The sequence below is a fragment of the Stenotrophomonas sp. genome (assembly GCF_059505245.1).
This window is the reverse complement of record NZ_JCACKF010000002.1, coordinates 112,896-131,477: the sequence shown is the minus strand read 5'-3', so window position 1 is coordinate 131,477 and position 18,582 is coordinate 112,896. Positions and strand designations below refer to the sequence as shown.

The following is an 18,582-nucleotide window of genomic DNA, read 5'->3' as shown; positions in this document are numbered from 1 at the left end:
TAGCAGGGGTTGCTTGAATGATGCCTGTCGGCGCCCGCTTGCGGTAGAGCCAGGTCATGCCTGGCTGCACGCTACAACCGTTCGAACCCGAACAGCGATTCCAGCGCATGCCTGCGCCGCTCGATCCGGGCCCGCAGCAGCTGGGCGCCGATCATCGAATAAGTGATGCCGTTGCCGCCGTAGGCCATGGCGAAATGGACCCGCGGTCCCCACTGCGCGTGCGGGCCGAAGAAGGGCAGGCCGTCGGCGGTTTCGGCGAAGGTGCCGGCCCAGGAAAAGGCGGGTATCGGATCCAGTCGCGGGAACCAGTGCCGCAGCTGCTTCATCAGCTTGCCGGCCTTGCCATCAACGCGCCGGTCGCGCCGGGCGGGGATATCGATGGCGTCGTCCAGCCCACCCACCAGCAGGCGGCGGTCGCCGGTGGCGCGCAGGTACAGGTACGGGCGGGCGCTTTCCCACACCATCGTGTTGCGCAGCCTGCCGAGCACGTCCGCTTCGATGGGATCGGTGATGAAGGCATAGCTGCTGCGGTTGCGCGCAACCCGCTGTTCCAGCCACGTCTGGTTGGCATAGCCCATGGCCAGGACCACGTGGCGGGCACGGACCGAGGCGCCGGCCTCGGTCATCGCGGTTACGCCCTGCGCGCCAGGCTTGAGCGTGTGTAGCACGGTGCGGTCGTGCACATGGCCGCCGCGGCGGCGCACTCGTTTGAGCAGGCCGTAGGTGAGACAGTAGGGATCGACCCGCGCCGCCTGGCGGGTCAGCAGGGCGCCGCCGGCATCCACGTCGAAACGCTCGCGAAGCGCTTCGCGGTCCAGCCAGCGGGCATCCAGGCCGATGCTGCGCCGCGCCTCACCTTCGGCCATCAGGCGCGGCACGTCGCGATGGCGGCTGGCCAGGTACAGGCTGTCCATGCGCTGGAAATCCACGTCCTTCAACCCGCGTGCCACTTCGCCCAGTGCCGGGATTGCCTCCGCGCAGGCCCGGTACGCCCGTGCTGCGGCGTCCTGCCCGTAGCGTTCGGCCAGTTCGAGCAGATGGGTATCGATCTCGTACTGCAGCAGCGCGGTGCTCGCGGCCGTGCTGCCCCAGCCGATATCGCGCTGCTCGATCACGGCCACGTCATGGCCATGGTGGGACAGCTCGTCGGCAATCAGCGCGCCGGTGATGCCGCCACCGACCACCAGCACATCGCAGCGCAGATCCTTCTCCAGCGGGGGGAACGCCTGGATCAGTCCGTTGCGTACGGCCCACCACGGGTAACCGCTTTTCAGGTCCATGCGTGCGTGGGGCTCAGGCTGTGGGTTTGCCGGTATGTGGCGTCTGGATCAGTTCGGACAGATCGAAGCCCTGCAGGCGGGCCGCCGCCAGATAATGGTCCTGCACGGTCGCGTCCAGGCGCGGCTCGCGCGCCAGCAGCCACAGGTACTTGCGATCCGGGCTGCCGACCAGCGACACGCTGTAGTCCGGGGCGATCTGGATCACCCAGTAGTCGCCCTTGGCGAACGGCAGCCAGCGCAGGCCCTTGGGCAGGAAGCTGACCTCCAGCCGCGCGCTGTCGTTGTCGACAGCGCAGGCCTCGCCGGTGGCCTCTTCGATCTCGCCGTCCATGCGGCAGCGGTTGGTGACGCCGACATTGCCGTTGTCGAGCAGGGTGTAGTGCGCCGATACGTCGGTGCAGCCTTCCGGCTCGTGGCGCATCGGCAGGCGTGCGATCTCGTACCAGGTGCCCAGGTAGCGCGGCAGCTTGAGGTCGGCGACGGTTTTCAGCGGCGGGTGCTCGGTCATCGGCGGTCGTGGCAGGGGTGGGCCTCCACGATGCCGATGGCCTTGCCATGGGCGGGTGAAGCCGGGGCGATGGCCGTGTCCAGAACGTTCCGTCGCCCCGGCGGAGCGCCCGTTGTCACCGGCCTGGGGGTATCCTGCCGCCAGCGCCGTGTTTTCCTGATCCAACCGAGGTGGAGGTGCCGATGTACCAGGTGATCCTGTTGAAGAGTGAATCCGCGTTCGCGCGCGAACAGTGGCCGCAGGTCGACGAACTGGTCGACTACGAAGGTGTGAGTTACAGCCTGCGCGCCGGCCCGCGCCAGCCGCTGCCGACCGACCACGACTGGCACCCGGTGGCGGTGTACGCGCCCGATGAGATCACCGAGGAAGAGTTCCAGGACTGGTATGCGCTACAGCAGCCGACGGTGGAAGAGCTTCGCCTGAAGTACTGATGCGCGACGCTGGCGGGGCCGCCCATCCGGCCTTGACCGGCTCTGCCGTATAGTCGCGCGCAGGCGCGGTGGTCCGCGCGAACCGGTGTGGCTGCGTGTCTTCTTTCCTGCGATCGATTCGTGCACGGGGGCCCTGGTGGTTCCTGCTGCTGTGCACCGCCTTCCTGCTGTCCGCGCCGGTGCTGGCGCAGGATGAGGACCCCACGCCGAAGCAGCAGCTGGCGGATATCGATTCCAGCCTGAAGGATGTGGAGCGCAAGCGTGGCGATGCAGAAGCCACCGAGACGCTGGCGATGCTGTCCGAGAATGCCTCGCAGGCACGGCGCGATGCCGAGGCGCTGGAAAAGGCGCTGCAGCCGCAGCTGGACCGACTCAACGAACAGCTGGCGCAGCTGGGAACGCCGGCAGAAGGGGCCGCTGAGCCGCCGGAGCTGGCGGCGCAACGGCGCACCCTCACCAAACAGCGTGACGGCCTGGCCGCTTCGGTGGTGCAGGCCAAGGCCAGTGCCGTGCGTGCGCAGCAGCTGGCGGCGGACATCGAGCAGCAGCGAGCCGCGCAACGCACGGAAGAACTGGGCCAGAAGGTGGCCTCGCCGTTGTCGCCCGCGCTGTGGAGCAAGGTGGCCGAGCGTCTGCCGATCGATATCGCGCGGGTTGTGCCATTGGCCGGGCAGGGCCGCGATGCGCTGGTCGCCGGTATCCGCGCCCATGGCTGGGGCACGCCGTTGCTGGGCCTGCTGGCCGCGCTGGTGATGATGTTCCCACTGCGGCTGTGGCTGCGCAGGCTGGGACGCCGCTTTGCTGCGTCCGAGCGTGCGCCCGATGGTCGCCTGCGCCGGTCCGGCCTGGCCATGTGGCTGCTGCTGGTGGGCACGCTGTTGCCCGGTTACGCCGTGGTGGTGCTGATGGCGGCGCTGGATGCCATCGATGCGATCGCGCCGCGCCTGCAGGTGGTGGCCGATGGCCTGGAGACCGCAACGTTCCGCGCGGCCTTCATCGCCGCACTCAGCGCCTGCCTGCTGGTGCCCAAGCGCCCGTCGTGGCGGCTGTTGAACCTGGACGACACCGCCGCGCTGAAGCTGCGCAAGTACGCCTGGGGCGCGGCGGCGCTGGCCTGGCTGAGCACGGTGCTGGTGGCCCTGGACCAGGCCACGCGCACCAGCGACGTCACCACGGTGGCGCTGGACGGACTGATTGCGCTGACTTACCTCGGCCTGATCATGGCCATGCTGGTGACCCTGGCGCGCCTGCATCGCCGGCAGACCGCCGAGGCCGAGGCCAAGCTGGAAGCGCAGGCCGATGGCGTGGGTGCAGCCACGCCGGTGCGCCGCAGCAGCTGGCTGGTACTGGCCCGGGTAGCGGGCAACATCGCGGTGGTGGCCGCCATCATTGCCACGTTGCTGGGCTACCTGAATTTCGCCAAGTTCGTGAACCAGCAATTGATCGGCGGCAGCATCGTGGTGTTGGCCGCGACGTTGCTGTTCAAGTTCGTCGATGACCTGAGCACGTGGATGCTCAACGCCGACAGCAAGGTCGGCCAGACCATCCTGCTCAGCACCGGCCTGAGCGTATCGCGGCTGGAACAGGCGGGCGTGCTGCTGTCGGCAGCGCTGCGTACCATCGTCGTACTGATCGCGCTGCTGGCGCTGGTGGCACCGTTCGGCAACATCGGCGCGGTGGTGGAGCGCTTCACTTCACTGTTCACGACCGGATTCGATATCGGTGGCACCAAGCTGGCACCGGCGGGGATCGTGTTGGCGGTACTGGCGCTGCTGGCCGGCCTGGCGATCACCCAGCTGGTGCAGCGCTGGCTGACCGACACCTACCTGCCCAAGACCGAGCTGGACCTGGGCGCGCGCAATTCTGTGAGCACCGTTGCCCGTTACGTGGGCATCATCATCGCGGTGATCTGGGCGCTGTCGGCGATGGGGCTGCAGCTGAGCAAGCTGGCCCTGCTGGTCAGCGCACTGTCGGTGGGTATTGGCTTCGGCCTGCAGGTGATCACCCAGAATTTCGTCTCCGGACTGATCCTGCTGGCCGAGCGCCCGGTGAAGATCGGCGACTGGGTGAAGCTGGGTGACCAGGAGGGCGACATCCGCCGCATCAGCCTGCGATCGACCGAGATCCAGGTGGGCGACAAGTCGACGCTGATCGTGCCCAACTCCGAGCTGGTCACCAAGACCGTGCGCAACATGACGATGGGCAACAACCAGGGCCGCATCCAGATCCAGTTCGCGGTGCCGCCCAGCACTGATGTCGGCAACCTGCGGCAGGCGCTGCTGGATGCGTACGCCGCGCACACCAACGTGCTGAAGCAGCCGGCGCCGACGGTCTACATCGACAGCATTGCCGGTGGCCAGATCACCATCAACAGTTTCGCGTACGTGGCCAGCCCGCGGCAGGTGTATGCAACCCGCAGCGATCTGTACTTCAGCCTGCTGCAGATCCTGGCCGAGCGTAACATTCCGCTGTCGACCCCGACCGACATCCACATCATCCGCGACCCGCAGGAGTAGGGGTTGTTTTGCAGGGCTGCGCCCTGCACCCGCGGTAGTGCCGGCCGCTGGCCGGCAACTTCAACAGCAACAGCTGATTTCCTGCGGGATGGCGGGGTGGGTCCGGTTGCGGGAGACGCCGTAAACCCCCAGGCCGGCCCAGCCGCTGGCGGCTGTGCGTTCGGGCGCTTGCGAAGCAGTGCTTCGCAAGCAAAGCGCCCTCACCCATGGGGGCTTGGCCGCGGCATCCATGCCGCGGACACTCCTGCGACCGGACCCACCCCGGCTTCGACAGTTTCCCGCGATCTGTCGGAAATGCTCTTGGGGTCAGATCCGTTTTCCGGAGGAAAACGGATCTGACCCCATCTTGATTTTCGATATCTGACAGAGTGTGTCGACCAAGGTCGACACCGCCCCGCCAAACCACGGATTGCACGCTGTTGCCGTTACTTCTGAGGTTGCCGGCCAGCGGCCGGCACTACCACGGGTGCAGGGCGCAGCCCTGCAAAGAACCCTATCCCCGTGGTCGGCTGCGCGAGGGCACCAGTGCGAACGTATCCACCGCCAGCTTCTCGGCATGGTTCAACCACGCGCGGATCTCCAGATCATCCACTTCGTGGTCCAGCCCGAACGACACGTTGATCTTGCCGTCGGCATCGGGCTGCACCCACTGCTGGGCCAGCACCACCTTGCGCTGCGAGGACACCGCCTCGATCCAGAAACCGCGATCCGGGCGCGTGCTCGCCACCAGCTGCAGCATGTACTGGCCGGCACGGGTGCGGCGGCCCTTCTGGGTGATCATGTGCGCCTGGCGCACGCTCGGGCGCGGGCCCTGGAATGCGTCCAGCGGTGCATCGACCGCGATGCCGCCGCGCAGGTCGTTGTCGCGGTACAGCTTGATGCCGTTGTCGCGGTTGACGAGCAGGGCACACCAGTCGCCGTCGGCCGAGCCGTCCTCGAATGCGGTGCAGCGATCAACATAGGCCAGCGTGTTGTCCGGATCCGCGTCATCGAACTGGCGCGAGGTGTTCTCCAGGTAGACCGACTTCAGCCCCCAGTCCTTGTCGTACTCCAGCAGCACCGGTGGCTGCACGTGCTGCAGGCCGACCACCACCTGGTCATCGCCATCGATCTTCAGTTCGCGGGTCGGTTCGCCCAGCCACAGTGAGCGGGCGAAGGCCAGGTACTGCGGGTAGTCGCGGCCACCATCGCGCCGGGCCGCCACGCTGGCGCTGGGTGCGCGTTGGCTGTCGATCAGCGAGCGGCCAAAGCCCATCGTCTTCAGGTTCGGGTCCAGCAGGCTGAGCAGGGTGGCACCCGAATCCAGGGTGGTGCCGGCGTCGGCGCTGAGCTGCTGCGGGGCAATGCCATCGCCCAGGAACAGCAGCAGGTTCTCGCGCTTCTGCCGGGTCAGGATGTGGGTCAGATCGTTGGGCATCGCCAGGTGGTCGGAGGCGATCACGATCAGCGTGTCCTTGCCGTACGGGCTGGCCTGGATGCGCTGCACAAGCTGCGAGATCAGCCGGTCGCTGCACTTGAGCGCGTTGAGCATGTTGATGTTGCCGTACTGGCTCTGGTAGCGCTCGCCCTTGCACGATACCGGCAGGTGGCCCGCCGGGTGGTGGGTGTCCATGGTCAGCGTGGTCAGCATGAACGGTGAACCGGCGCGCGAGAGCTGTTCGAAGCGCTGGTAGGCGGTATCCAGCAGCACGTCGTCGTGCACGCCCCAGGCCGAGTAGTGGATGCGGCCGATCTTCTTCTGCTGCTTGAACCACGCCAGGTCATGCACTTCGTCGAAGCCATGGCTGGCCAGGAACTGGCCCTTGCCGGCGAACTGGCCGTTGGCACCCCCCAGGTAGTGGTTGGTGTAGCCCTGCTGCTTCAGGTAGTCGCCCAGGCAGACCGCCTTGGGCAGGAAGCTGCCCATGCGGTCCATGCTGTTTTCATCGCCCTGCGAGGTGGTCAGCGGCACGCCGCACATCGACGACACCAGGCCGGCGATGGTCCAGCCGCTGCCCTCGGCCGAGGCCAGCCCACGCACGTCCAGCGACTCGGACGCCAGGCGGTTGAGGTTGGGCATCAGGCCGGGAAACACGGCCTCGTCCAGATAGGTGCGTTCCAGGCTTTCGCCGTAGATCCAGACGATGTTGCGCGGGCGCTGCAGCGGCTGCGTCGGCACCTGGTACTCAGGGGCGATGCGGGCGAAGTCGACCGGGCGCAGCTGCTGGTACAGGCGCTGGCCGTCACGGGCCAGCGGGCTGATCATGATCGTGGCCACCCACACGGCCGCGAAACCGGCGAACAACGCGCCACCGTGGCCGGGCCGGCGCCAGCGCTTCACCCGTGTGGCGAACAGTGGCAGCAGCGAGACCAGCGCCAACACGATGAAGCCGGCGATGTAGCCCTTGAAGTCGGAGACACCGGCACCTTCCATATCGGCGCCGAGGTGGTACAGGGTGGCGGCATTGAGCCCATCACCGGACAGCTTGTCGATCAGCCACCACGCGCTGAGCATGAGCAGCAGCAGCGAGAACGCGCCGGCCTTCCACCACACCCACTTGTCGGACGCGAGGAACAACCAGCACAACAGCAACAACGACAGCAGCAGTATCCAGAGCATAGGCAGCTTCGGCAGTGACGGGGTGGTGGTGATGGACGTCGTACCGACGCGTGTCCATCCGACCGGCGCTGCCGCAAGCACATGCATGTGACAGGCCGATGACCCGATAGTGCATGCACGAACCTGACTGAAATGTTTGTTGAAATAACGCGCGCGTAATCGCGCTCAGAAGGTAAAACGAGCGTGAAAGGGGTAGCTGGATTGCATTAAAAACTCCATGAATACGGGCGTTTTCGTCGATGCGCTAGCGATGCCCGCGTTCTTCGCGTGCCCGCGCACGACGGTCGAACAGCAATGCACTGGTTACGATGCCCAGGCCGAGCACCACGCCGATGAACAACAGGATCAGGGCGATGAGCGGGTAACCGAACAGGTGCCAGCCGGTGTCGATCCTCATCATCATCGCGGCGGCCATGATCAATGCGGCGCTGATGATGCCGGCCGCCACGCGGTTGGCGATCTTCTGCAGGTTCTCCATCAGCCGCGATTCTTCCAGGCCGGTGACCTTCATCTGCAGGCGGTTCTCGGCCAGCAGCGCCATGATGTCCGACAGCTTGCGCGGCCCATCACGCAGCAGCTGCTGCAGCTCCATCGCCTCGCTGGCGATGTTGGCTGCAGACAGCGACTTCTTCAGGCGCGCACGCATCACGTGCTGCAGCTGGCGCTCGACGATGCGGCGCGTGTCCAGCTCTGGCGCCAGCAGCCGGCACACGGTTTCCAGGTTGAGCAGGGCCTTGCCGAGCAGGCTCAGTTCCGGCGGCGTGCGCAGGCCGCAGGCGGTGGCGATGCGCACCATGTCCAGCACCACGCGGCCTTCGGAGAAACTGCCGCTGGCCGCATAGCGCGCGATCAGCTGACCGGTCTCGCGCAGGTAGCGCTCTTCATCGAAGGCCTCCAGCCGCGTGCTGATACTGATCAGGTCATCGGCCACTTCCTCGCCACGGCCGTCGACCGCAGCGAACAGGATCTTCAGCAGACGCTCGCGCAGGCGCGGCGGCATGTGCGCGACCATGCCCAGGTCGAAGATCGCCAGCCGGCCATCGGGCATCACCCGCAGGTTGCCCGGGTGCGGGTCTGCATGGATCTCGCCATGCACGAAGATCTGGTCCAGGTAGCCGCGGATCAGCGCCGCCGCCAACGGGTCCATGTCCTGCTCGGTGCGGCGTACGCCGGAGATCGCATCCACGCGCACGCCGGTGGCAAGCTCCATCGTCAGCACGCGCTGGCTGCTGTAGTCCCAGATCGGCTGCGGCACCCACAGCCGGCGGAACGGCCGCAGGTGCCGTCCGAAGCGCGCCAGGTTCTCGGCCTCGGCGTGGTAGTCCAGCTCCTGCATCAGGGTCTTGGCGAACTCGTTGAGCCAGTCGCGCAACCGCACGCGGCGACCGACCTGGGTCAGGTGGTCGGCGGCCAGCGCGAAGCTGCGCAGTGCCTCCAGGTCCGAGCGCAGCTGTGCGGCCACTTCGGGCTTCTGCACTTTCACCGCCACCTGGCGGCCATCGTGCAGCACCGCGCGATGTACCTGCGCGATCGAAGCACAGCCCAACGGCTCGGGATCGAACGAGGCAAACAGCTTGTTCACCCCTACGCCCAGTTCCTGCTCGATGATCGCGTGGATGCGCTCGACCGGGATCGGCGCCACCTTCTCCTGCATGCGCTCCAGCGCCGTGGCGAACTCCACCGGCACCATGTCCGGCCGCGTGGACAGCATCTGGCCCAGCTTGACGAAGGTCGGCCCCAACGCTTCCAGGTCGCTGACGAACTGTTCCGGATTGCCGTCGGCGGGCACGTCGGCCTGGTTGCTTGCCGCATCCAGGTTCATGCCCGAGAACACGCCCGAATGGCGGTAGCGCATCAGCAGGCGCAGGATCTGGCTGCGCCGGTTCATGCCTTTGACCAGCGGGGGATTGCCATTGGCGGCGGACGGATTGCTCAAGCGGGACTCCCATGCGACGAAGACAGGTAGCGCCGGCTGCGGGCCGGCAATGTCCGGATTCCGCAGTGTCGCCGGGGGGCGGTGGGCACGCGGTGAATCCGGTGTCTTCCGCAGTCCACATCGGATCGGTCAGAATCCGCCTATTCCCTTTCTTGGACGCCCCATGGCCGGTGCCAGCCTGTTCGCCCTGCTCGACGATATCGCCACCCTGCTCGACGATGTCTCGGTGCTGACCAAGGTCGCCGCGAAGAAGACCGCCGGCGTGCTCGGTGACGATCTGGCGCTGAACGCGCAGCAGGTCACCGGGGTCAACGCCAACCGCGAACTGCCGGTGGTGTGGGCGGTGGCCAAGGGCTCGCTGGTCAACAAGGTGATCCTGGTGCCGGCGGCCCTGGCGATCAGTGCGCTGGAAGCCTGGCTGCACAGCCGCGGCTGGAACGTGCCCCTGATCGTGCCGCTGATGATGATCGGTGGTGCCTTCCTGTGCTTCGAGGGCGTGGAGAAGCTGGCGCACCGCTTCCTGCATTCGGCCGACGACGATGCCGAGCGCCAGACCGAACGCCGCAAGGCGCTGGCCGACGCGCAGGTGGACATGGTCGCGTGGGAGAAGGACAAGGTGAAGGGTGCGATCCGCACCGACTTCATCCTTTCGGCCGAGATCATCGTACTGACCCTGGGCGTGGTCGCCACCGCATCGTTCACCAACCAGCTGGTCACGCTGGCCGTGGTTGCACTGGCGATGACGGTCTTCGTCTATGGGCTGGTGGCGGGCATCGTCAAGCTGGATGACGTGGGCCTGTACCTGTCGCGCAAGGGTGGGGCTGTTGCCGCCTTCGGTCGCGGCCTGGTCGCGTCGGCACCGTGGCTGATGAAGTTCCTGTCGGTGGCCGGCACCATTGCCATGTTCCTGGTCGGCGGCGGCATCCTGGTGCACAACGTGCCGGCGCTGCACCACGCAGTACAGGCGCTGGGCGGCGAGGGCCAGTGGGGCTGGCTGGTCAGCGCGGCGGGCAACATGGTGGTGGGCATCATCGCCGGCGCCATCGTGCTGGCGGCGGTGACCGGGTTCCAGAAGCTGCGCGGCAAGTAGTCGCCGGCAGGTTCCCCGGTAGAGGCCGACCTTGGTCGGCGCTTTGTTTCCCACGCGTGCCAACCAAGGTTGGCACCTACCAAAGCGGTTCAAGGTGGTCGGCATCGTCGCCGGCAGGTTCTCCGGTAGAGGCCGACCTTGGTCGGCGCTTTGTTTCCCACGCGTGCCAACCAAGGTTGGCACCTACCAAAGCGGTTCAAGGTGGTCGGCATCGTCGCCGGCGGGTTCCCCGGTAGAGGCCGACCTTGGTCGGCGCTTTGTTTCCTGCGTGTGCCAACCAAGGTTGGCACCTACCAAAGCAGTTCAGGGTGGTCGGGATCATCGCCGGCGGGTCGCCGGGTAAAGGCCGACCTTGGTCGGCGCTTTGTTTCTGCGTGTGCCAACCAAGGTTGGCACCTACCAACGTAGTTTGCTGCGGTCCGGACGGTCAGCCTGCCTGCACGCGGTTCTTGCCCTGTCGCTTGGCGGCATACAGCGCGTCGTCCGCGCGCCGCAGCAGGGTTTCGGTGTCGTCGCCGGGTTGCCATTGCGCCAGCCCGGCACTGAAATGCACCGGTACGCGCCGGTCCTGCACGGTCAGCACGCGATGCGCCAGTGAACGCTGAAGGCGCTGCACCGTGGCCATGCTGTCGGCGCCCTGGGTTTCCGGCAGCACCAGCACGAACTCGTCGCCGCCCAGCCGCGCGATGCCATCGGTGGCGCGCAGCAGCAGCTTGCAGACGGCCACCAGGTGCTGCAGCAGTGCATCGCCACCGGCATGACCATGTGCATCGTTGGTCTGGTGGAAATCATCCAGATCGATCACCGCCACGCCCAGCGGCGAGTTGTTGCGTGCGGCACGGGCCAGCTCGCGTTGCAGCAGTTCGTCCAGGCCGCGGCGGTTCAGCGCCTGGGTCAGTGGATCGATGCGTGCCAGGTCACCGGCCGCGCGCAGTTCCTGCTCCAGCTCGGCGATGCGCTGCTCGGCACGCTCCACTTCCTGCCGTGCGTTGGCCAGGTGATCGCGCGCCTGCGCGGCCTGCTGCTGCACCTTGCCGGTGTCGCGCATCACGTCCTGCAGCAGCTGGTTGAGGTCGGCGATGCTGCGCGCCTCGCGCAGCTGCAGTGCGTAGCTGCCGATGCGATCGTGGTACTCGCCGGTGCTGGTGGCCATGCCATCCATGCGCTCGATGAACTCGCCCATCAGCCCGCGCATCGCCGCCTTCGAATCGTCGATGCCCTGGCGCAGCAGGCCCTGCTTGTAGATCACTTCGCGCAGTTCGGCGCGGGTGCGCTCGACCGCGTCAGCTTCCAACGGCCCGTCCAGCAGCTGGCGTACCGCGGCGATCTGGCCCTGCAGCCAGCTGCGGTCATCCAGCAGCTCGCTCACGTTCTCCAGCAGCAGCGCGAACAGCTCCAGCAGCAGTGCCTGCTGCTCCTGCCAGCTCTCGGCACGCACGCCGACCTGGTGGCCAAGTTCGCGCACGCCCTGCTCGATCGGTTCCAGCGCCGTGCCTGGCTGCCACTGGCGCAGGTGCATGGCCAGTGCCTGCGCCTGTTCGCGCAGGTCCGGGTCGTGCTGCAGCAGCGCCACCACCGCGCCGCCCAGCAGCAGCCGCAGCTGCTCGGACAGGCGCAGGCTTTCGGGTTGCCCATCCGGCGAATGCTGTTCGATGGTGCGGATGTACTTGTCGATCAACTGCCGCATCGCGCGCCCGTAGCGCGGCCAATCGGCGCTGGCCTGCGCCGACTGCAGGCGGTCGCCCATATCGCCCAGCTCGCCGGGCAGGGTGGCCATGCCGTTGGCGAACGCGGCCAGCAGCGGTTCCGGCGCGTCGGCGCCTGCGAACAGCTGCTGCAGCGCCCCGCCACCGCCGCCCTGCAGCACCACGCGGTCGCCCAGCCCATCGTCCACCACCGCGCGCACGCGTGCCGGCGGCCCAAGGGCGGTACCGGGGGCAGGGCGGTGGTCGGGCTGGTCCGTCATGGAGCGAATCCTGGGGGCTGGCAGGGACTGGTTCCAGCATATCGGCGCGGCCGCCGACGGCTTGAACGGCTAGGATGGGCGACAGGATGCCGCAGTGGAGGTGGTGATGCGCGTGATGTTGCTGGGGGCGACCGGCCTGGTCGGTGGGCTGACCCTGCCCCGGCTGCTGGACGACTCGCGCTGCAGCGCCGTGATCGCCCCGACCCGTCGCCCGTTGGGCGCAGCCCACGGGAAGCTGGAGAACCCGGTACTGGCCTTCGATGCGCTGCCCGCCGCCGCCGGGTGGGCGGGCGTGGACGCGGTCATCTGCGCGCTCGGCAGCACCATTGCCCAGGCTGGCAGCCGCGAGGCCTTCCATCGCATCGACCATGATTACCCGCTGGCGTTCGCCCGTCTGGCGCAGGCGCAGGGTGCGCAGACCTATGTGCTGAATTCCGCAGCCGGTGCCGATCCGCGGTCGTCGATCTTCTACAGCCGGGTGAAGGGTGAATTGGAGCGCGATTTGCGCGCGCTGGGCTTCACCTCGTTGACCCTGGTCCGCCCAGGGTTGATCGGCGGCGAGCGCAACGAGGTGCGGCGCGGTGAGCGTCTCGCGCTGAAGGTGCTGGGCGTGCTGGGGCCGGTACTGCCGCGGGCGTGGCGGATCAACCCGGCGAGCGAGATCGCCAAGGCGCTGGTCGAGGCCGCGCTGGCCCCGCAACCGGGTGAGCACGTGGTGGCATCGAGCGCACTGGCCGGCTGATGTCGCGTGCGCTGCGCCTGACCCAGCTCCAACAGCTGCTGCGCCGCCATCGGCGGCCGGTGGCCGGCCAGGTGCTGGCCGACGCGCTGGGAGTCAGCCTGCGCACGCTGTACCGCGATATCGAAACCCTGCGCGAGCAGGGCGCCGACCTGCGCGGCGAGGCCGGCGTCGGCTACCAGCTGACGCCGAGCGATACCCTGCCGCCGATGACCCTGCCACCGGCCGAGATCGACGCGCTGGTGCTGGGCCTGCGCTGGGTTGCGGCCCGTACCGAACCCGCGTTGGCCGAAGCCGCACGCGATGCCCTGGCGCGTATCGCCCATGTGTTGCCCGCAGCGCGGCGCGAGGCCCTGCGTGACAGTGGCCTGCGGGTGGGCCCTTCGCGTGCGGCGGCCAAGGTTCCCCCAGCTCGTCTGCAGGCCGTGCGAGAGGCTGTCGGTTCACAGCAGCGCCTGAAGTTCGGCTACGAGGACGCGCACGGCCAGCGCAGCGAGCGCATCGTCTGGCCGTTCGCGCTGGGCTACTTCGATGAGGTGCCGATGCTGGCGGCGTGGTGTGAGCGCCGCGAGGATTTTCGCCATTTCCGCCTGGATCGCATCCGCCAGGTGCGCGTGCTGGAGGAGCACTACCTCGTACCACGCGCCACGCTGCTGCGGCGCTGGCAGAAGGCGCAGGGCATCGCGCCGGACTGGCTGGACCGTTCGTAGCGTCGGGTCCGCTCGACTGCTGCTGCGTTCTGCTTCCTGCCTCTGGGGGAGGGCGGCCTTCGCACTTTGCTCCTGGTAGGGGGCGAGCTTGCTCGACCGCCTTTGATCTTCGCGAACAGCAGTCGAGCAAGCTCGACCTCTACCAGGGCAGTGGCAACGGCAGTCGAGCAGGCTCGGCCTCTACCAGGGCAGGAGCGACAGCAGTAGAGCACGCTCGCCGCTACTGACAGAATCTGTCAGCAGGGCCGTACCACCATGATCGCTCCCAACAACGGAGCTTCCCCATGTTCACGCCCAGCACCCTGCTGCAGTACGTGCGCGACGTCGCCACCAGCGCCTCTTTCTACAGTGGCATCCTCGGCAAGCCACCGGTCGAGCAGTCACCCGGTTTTGCGCTGTTCCTGCTCGGCGATGGCGCCGCACTCGGCCTGTGGCAACGCGATGACGTGCAACCGCCGGTGTCTGCGCAGGCAGGCGCCGCCGAACTGGCGATGGTGGTCGCAAACCCCGAGGCCGTGCAGCAGATGCACGATGCGTGGCGTGGGCTCGGCGTGCAGATCCTGCAGTCGCCGGTGACGCTGGAGTTCGGCCACACCTTCGTCGGTGCCGACCCTGATGGCCACCGGCTGCGTGTGTACAGCCGCGCCGAAGGCATGGTCGCGCGCGATTGATCGCCCGCATTGTGTAGATCCACGCCATGCGTGGATGCCGGAAAAAAAACGCCGGGCAATGCCCGGCGTTCTCTCCAAGTCATGTGCCAACCAACGGTTGGCACCCACCGGTCAGGTGGCCGATCAGCTGGCCAGTGCCAGGTCGTCCATCATCGCGCGCAGGAAGCGGGCGGCTTCACCGCCCGTGGCTGCGCGGTGGTCGAAGGTGACCGACAGCGGGATCACCTTGTGCGCTTCCACGCCGCCCATCACCGGGGTCATCTGGTGGCGGGCTCGGCCGGCACCGACGATGGCCACGCACGGCGGCACCACGACCGGGGTCGCGTAGCGGCCGGCGAACATGCCGAAGTTGGACAGCGAGATGGTGTAGCCACTCAGTTCCGACGCCGCGATCGAACGCGATTCCACCTGCTCGCGCAGGCGGTTGACGCCTTCGCGGATGCCGCGTGCGTCGAGCATGTCGGCGTTGCGCAGGGCCGGCACGAACAGGCCGTCGTCGGTGTCCACGGCGATGCCGATGTCCACCTGCGCGTGCAGGGTACGGGTCAGCGCTTCACCGTCGAACCAGGCGTTCATCGCCGGCACCTTCTGCGCGGCGACCACGATCGAACGCACCAGGCGCGCGGTGACGTCGTTGCCGGGCAGCCAGGCATGGATGTCGGCGTCGTCGTTCAGCGTGGTCGGCACGACCTTGCTGTGCGCATCGGCCATCACGCGGGCCATGTTGCGGCGCACGCCCTTCAGCGGTTCCGGCTGGCCCTTGGCGACCACGCCGGGCGGCTGGGTGCGCATCGGCTTGCCGGCGGCAGACAGCGGGGTGCGGGCTTCGCTCTGCACCGGGGCGGACACCTGCGCCGGGGCCGGCGTGGCATTCGCGGCGGCAGCGACCGGTGCCGGTGCGGCGCCGAGTTTGGCGGTGCCGTTGGCGGCGGCCTGCTTGACGTCGGCCATGGTCACCGCGCCATCGGTGCCGGTAGCGGCCACGCGGCTCAGGTCCACGCCCAGCTTGCGCGCCATCGCACGCACGGCCGGCACGGCCTTGACGCCACCGACGGCCAGCGCCTGTTCGGCATGCACGGCATTGGAGCTCTGCATCGCGCCGACCACGGTACCGGCGTCATCGCGCTCGGCCGCGGCGGGCTTGGCCTCCTCGGCGGCTACCGGAGCGGCCGCAGCCGGCAGCGGCGGCGGGGTCGGTGCGGCCGCCGGTGCAGCGTGGCCATGGCTGTGGCCGGTGTCCTGGCCATCGGCACGCTGCGGCAGGTTCGGGTCCAGTTCGAAGCTGGCCAGCACCGAGCCGGTCGGGATGATGTCGCCGGCGCCGCCGGACAGCTTCAGCACCTTGCCGGAGAACGGCGAGGGCACTTCCACCACGGCCTTGGCGGTCTCCATCGACACCAGCGGCTCGTCCAGCTTGATCACATCGCCTTCCTTGACGAACCACTCGACGATGGTCGCGTCCGGCAGGCCTTCGCCCAGGTCGGGCAGGTTGAAGTTCTTGGTCTGGCTCATTTGCAGTTCTCTTCCAGCAGTTCCAGTTCGCGGGCCGGCAGCCAGCCCGTCGCGCCATTGGCGCGCTCGGACCACCACCACCCGCCGTGTTCGTGATGAAGCTTCACCATCTCGCCGCTTTCCACATCCAGCTCGCGGGCGTCGTAGTCGCACAGCGCTTCGGCGCGACCCTCGTCCAGCAGCTGCAACCAGGCGATGGGCGCCCATCCAGCGCGCCCATCGTTGGTGCGTACCCAGGCAAACGCCGGCCATTCCTCGTCACGGACACCTACTTCGACGATCTGGCCGGTGCGGAACCGGAGCGGGTTGGGATACTGGCTGCGGTAAGCCCCCAGAAGGCGGGCCCGCATGTCAGCCGGCCGCCACCGCGCGCTTGGCCGCAGCCACGATCCGCTCAACGCTCGGCAGGTACTTCATTTCCAGGCGGAACAGCGGAATGTGGGTGTCGTAGCCAGTGACGCGCTCGACCGGTGCCAGCAGGTCGTAGATCGATTCCTCGGCCAGGCGCGCGGCGATCTCGGCGCCGAAGCCCGCGGTTTTCGGGGCCTCCTGCACGATCACGCAGCGGCCGGTCTTGGCCACCGATTCGGCGATGGTGGCGAAGTCCAGCGGACGCAGCGTGGCCACGTCGATGACTTCGGCACTGATGCCTTCGCCGGCCAGCTTGTCCGCCGCTTCCAGCGCTTCCTTCACCTGCGCGCCCCAGGTCACCAAGGTCACGTCGGTGCCGTCGCGCAGCACGAAGCAGACGTCCAGCGGCAAGGCTTCGCCGTCGTTGACGACCACTTCCTTGTACTGGCGGTAGATGCGCTTGGGCTCCATGTAGATCACCGGATCCGGCTCGCGGATCGCGGCCAGCAGCAGGCCATAGGCACGCTGCGGCGACGACGGCAGCACCACGCGCAGGCCCGGCACGTTGGTGAAGATCGCCTCGTTGGCTTCGCTGTGGTGTTCCGGCGCGCGGATGCCACCGCCCCACGGCACGCGCAGCACCATCGGGCAGTGCAGGCGGCCACGCGTGCGGTAACGCAGGCGTGCCGCGTGGCAGACGATATGGTCGACCATCGGGTACATGAAGCCGTCGAACTGGGCTTCGGCCACCGGCTTCATGCCCTGTGCGGCCAGGCCGATGGTCAGGCCGGCGATGGTGGTTTCGTCCAGCGGGGTATCGAGGATGCGGTCCGAGCCGAAGCGCTGCTGCAGCCCGGCGGTGGCGCGGAACACGCCGCCGTTGACGCCCACGTCCTCGCCCAGCACCAGCACCGACGGGTCGTGTTCCAGCTCCCAGGCCAGCGCCTGGGTGATGGCTTCGATGAGGGTGATCGGGGTGGTGGTCATGCTCTCTTCTCCGCGCGCGACCGCAGCGCTGTCGGCGGCGTTGGTGTGCGCGCCGGGCGCGCCGTTCTTGATCTCATCCATGGCGCTTCTCCAGGGCGATCGCCTGGGCACGCTGGGCCAGCAGGTCCGGCGGCGGATCGGCATACAGGAAGTCGAACATCGCCTCGACCGGCTGCACCGGCGTGTTGAGGTACAGGTTCACTTCCTCGTCCACGCGCGCGCCGCACTCGGCGACCCAGGCGGTTTCCTCTTCCTCGCTCCACACACCGGCGTTGATCAGGTACTTGCGCAGGCGCAGCATCGGCTCGCGCTGCCAGGCATCCTTCACTTCAGCATCGTCGCGGTAGCGGCGCGCGTCATCGGCGGTGGTGTGGTCGGACAGGCGGTAAGTCATCAGTTCCAGCACGGTGCCACCGTCGCCGGCCAGCGCACGTTCGCGCGCCTGCTCCATGGCAGCCAGCACCGCGATCAGGTCGTTGCCGTCCACCTGCAGGCAGTGCAGGCCGCCAGCCAGGCCCTTCTGCGCCAGCGTTTCGGCACCGGTCTGGGCCGAACGCGGGACCGAGATGGCCCAGCCGTTGTTGACGATGCACAGGATCAGCGGGAGCTTGTAGGCGCCGGCCGAATTCAGTGCCGCGTAGAAGTCGGTCTTGGAGCTGCCGCCGTCGCCGCACACCGCCACGGCGATCTGCGGTTCCTTGTTGAGCTTGAACTTCAGCGCGGCGCCTGCGGCATGCAGGCACTGGGTGGAGATCGGCACGCAGAACGGGAAGTCCTTGGCCGCGTTGCCGCCGTAATCGTTGCCGCGTTCGTCGCCGCCCCAGTACATCAGCACGTCGTGCGGGCGCACGCCACGCATGAACATCGCGCCATACTCGCGGTACGAAGGCGCGAACACGTCGTCCTTCTGCATCGCCGCGCCGATACCCACGTGCGCGGCTTCGTGGCCCAGGCAGGCGGCATAGGTGCCCAGCTTGCCGGTGCGCTGCAGTGCGATGGATTTGCTGTCGAACGTACGTACGAACAGCATCTGCTTGAACAGCGGTACCAGGACCTGGGGGTCGCGCAGCGACGCGGGCAGGTCATCGCGGACGAGTTTGCCGTCCGTATCCAGGTACTGCAGGTATTCGATCTTGAATTCAGCGGCAACCGTCATTGCGTACTGCACCTTCGACAGAGAAGTTACAAATGATATGAATCGCCATGTTAAGGAACGCGTACGGAATAGCCTTCCTGCGCCGCAACACGGCAACGCCCTGTTTTACCCCTGCCGGCGGGTGGGGGGC

General features: G+C 67.6%; 14 protein-coding genes and 1 pseudogene. 6 read left to right on the top strand and 9 right to left on the bottom strand.

All coding sequences use genetic code 11. The annotated features are described in order from the left end of the window. Positions 1 to 71 precede the first annotated feature (71 nt). Together AC5JLE_RS01600 and AC5JLE_RS01595 are read right to left on the bottom strand one after the other, a co-directional pair. On the bottom strand, positions 72 to 1,280 hold the full coding sequence (locus tag AC5JLE_RS01600; RefSeq protein WP_049441947.1) for an NAD(P)/FAD-dependent oxidoreductase: 1,209 nt from the start codon (positions 1,278 to 1,280) through the stop codon (positions 72 to 74). A 13-nt stretch (positions 1,281 to 1,293) separates the two neighbouring features. Beyond that, positions 1,294 to 1,788 carry a lipocalin family protein gene (locus AC5JLE_RS01595; RefSeq protein ID WP_032958822.1) on the bottom strand — a complete coding sequence of 165 codons (495 nt, stop codon included), beginning with the start codon at positions 1,786 to 1,788 and terminating at the stop codon, positions 1,294 to 1,296. Positions 1,789 to 1,970: 182 nt separating this feature from the next. Here AC5JLE_RS01595 and AC5JLE_RS01590 point away from each other — a divergent pair, with 182 nt between their 5' ends. Then, positions 1,971 to 2,219, top strand: a complete 249-nt coding sequence (locus AC5JLE_RS01590; protein WP_014648700.1) for a hypothetical protein — start codon at positions 1,971 to 1,973, stop codon at positions 2,217 to 2,219. A gap of 95 nt (positions 2,220 to 2,314) precedes the next feature. After that, positions 2,315 to 4,735: a DUF3772 domain-containing protein gene (locus AC5JLE_RS01585; protein ID WP_496064943.1), complete on the top strand. Its 2,421-nt coding sequence runs from the start codon at positions 2,315 to 2,317 to the stop codon at positions 4,733 to 4,735. A 493-nt stretch (positions 4,736 to 5,228) separates the two neighbouring features. Here the strand turns inward: AC5JLE_RS01585 and AC5JLE_RS01580 are convergent, their stop codons facing one another. Beyond that, complete coding sequence (locus AC5JLE_RS01580) at positions 5,229 to 7,334, bottom strand: phosphoglycerol transferase I (RefSeq protein WP_053496302.1); 2,106 nt, start codon at positions 7,332 to 7,334, stop codon at positions 5,229 to 5,231. A 244-nt stretch (positions 7,335 to 7,578) separates the two neighbouring features. Next, a pseudogene (locus AC5JLE_RS01575) lies at positions 7,579 to 9,225 on the bottom strand (ABC1 kinase family protein); the annotation flags it as partial. Positions 9,226 to 9,433: 208 nt separating this feature from the next. Between AC5JLE_RS01575 and AC5JLE_RS01570 the strand changes: the two are divergent. Then, positions 9,434 to 10,360 (top strand): DUF808 domain-containing protein, encoded by a 927-nt coding sequence (locus tag AC5JLE_RS01570; RefSeq protein ID WP_014648696.1) that lies wholly within the window; start codon positions 9,434 to 9,436, stop codon positions 10,358 to 10,360. Between the two features lie 427 nt (positions 10,361 to 10,787). Here the strand turns inward: AC5JLE_RS01570 and AC5JLE_RS01565 are convergent, their stop codons facing one another. Continuing rightward, a complete protein-coding gene (locus tag AC5JLE_RS01565) occupies positions 10,788 to 12,326 on the bottom strand; it encodes a GGDEF domain-containing protein (protein WP_496064942.1) in 1,539 nt (512 codons plus the stop codon). Positions 12,327 to 12,432: 106 nt separating this feature from the next. Between AC5JLE_RS01565 and AC5JLE_RS01560 the strand changes: the two genes are divergently transcribed. The 3 genes from AC5JLE_RS01560 (at position 12,433) to AC5JLE_RS01550 (ending at position 14,446) form a co-directional block, all read left to right on the top strand. After that, positions 12,433 to 13,068, top strand: a complete 636-nt coding sequence (locus tag AC5JLE_RS01560) for a Rossmann-fold NAD(P)-binding domain-containing protein (RefSeq protein ID WP_496064941.1) — start codon at positions 12,433 to 12,435, stop codon at positions 13,066 to 13,068. Then, the gene (locus AC5JLE_RS01555) at positions 13,068 to 13,775 is read left to right on the top strand and encodes a helix-turn-helix transcriptional regulator (protein WP_014648693.1); all 708 of its coding nucleotides are present in this window, start codon (positions 13,068 to 13,070) and stop codon (positions 13,773 to 13,775) included. Before AC5JLE_RS01560 ends, AC5JLE_RS01555 begins: the two co-directional genes overlap by 1 nt. Positions 13,776 to 14,059: 284 nt before the next feature. Next, positions 14,060 to 14,446, top strand: a complete 387-nt coding sequence (locus tag AC5JLE_RS01550) for a VOC family protein (protein WP_032958827.1) — start codon at positions 14,060 to 14,062, stop codon at positions 14,444 to 14,446. 123 nt (positions 14,447 to 14,569) lie between these two features. Here the strand turns inward: AC5JLE_RS01550 and AC5JLE_RS01545 are convergent, their stop codons facing one another. Genes AC5JLE_RS01545 through pdhA form a run of 4 tightly spaced genes read right to left on the bottom strand, consistent with a single transcriptional unit; the run spans position 14,570 to position 18,452 of the window. Further along, the gene (locus AC5JLE_RS01545) at positions 14,570 to 15,958 is read right to left on the bottom strand and encodes a dihydrolipoamide acetyltransferase family protein (protein ID WP_134967261.1); all 1,389 of its coding nucleotides are present in this window, start codon (positions 15,956 to 15,958) and stop codon (positions 14,570 to 14,572) included. Next, on the bottom strand, positions 15,955 to 16,308 hold the full coding sequence (locus AC5JLE_RS01540; RefSeq protein ID WP_012512332.1) for an SH3 domain-containing protein: 354 nt from the start codon (positions 16,306 to 16,308) through the stop codon (positions 15,955 to 15,957). Before AC5JLE_RS01540 ends, AC5JLE_RS01545 begins: the two co-directional genes overlap by 4 nt. A 1-nt stretch (position 16,309) precedes the next feature. Further along, a complete protein-coding gene (locus AC5JLE_RS01535; RefSeq protein WP_005414714.1) occupies positions 16,310 to 17,377 on the bottom strand; it encodes an alpha-ketoacid dehydrogenase subunit beta in 1,068 nt (355 codons plus the stop codon). Next, entirely contained in the window at positions 17,370 to 18,452 is a 1,083-nt protein-coding gene (gene pdhA / locus AC5JLE_RS01530) for a pyruvate dehydrogenase (acetyl-transferring) E1 component subunit alpha (protein ID WP_496064940.1), read from the bottom strand. Before pdhA ends, AC5JLE_RS01535 begins: the two co-directional genes overlap by 8 nt. Positions 18,453 to 18,582: the final 130 nt, after the last annotated feature.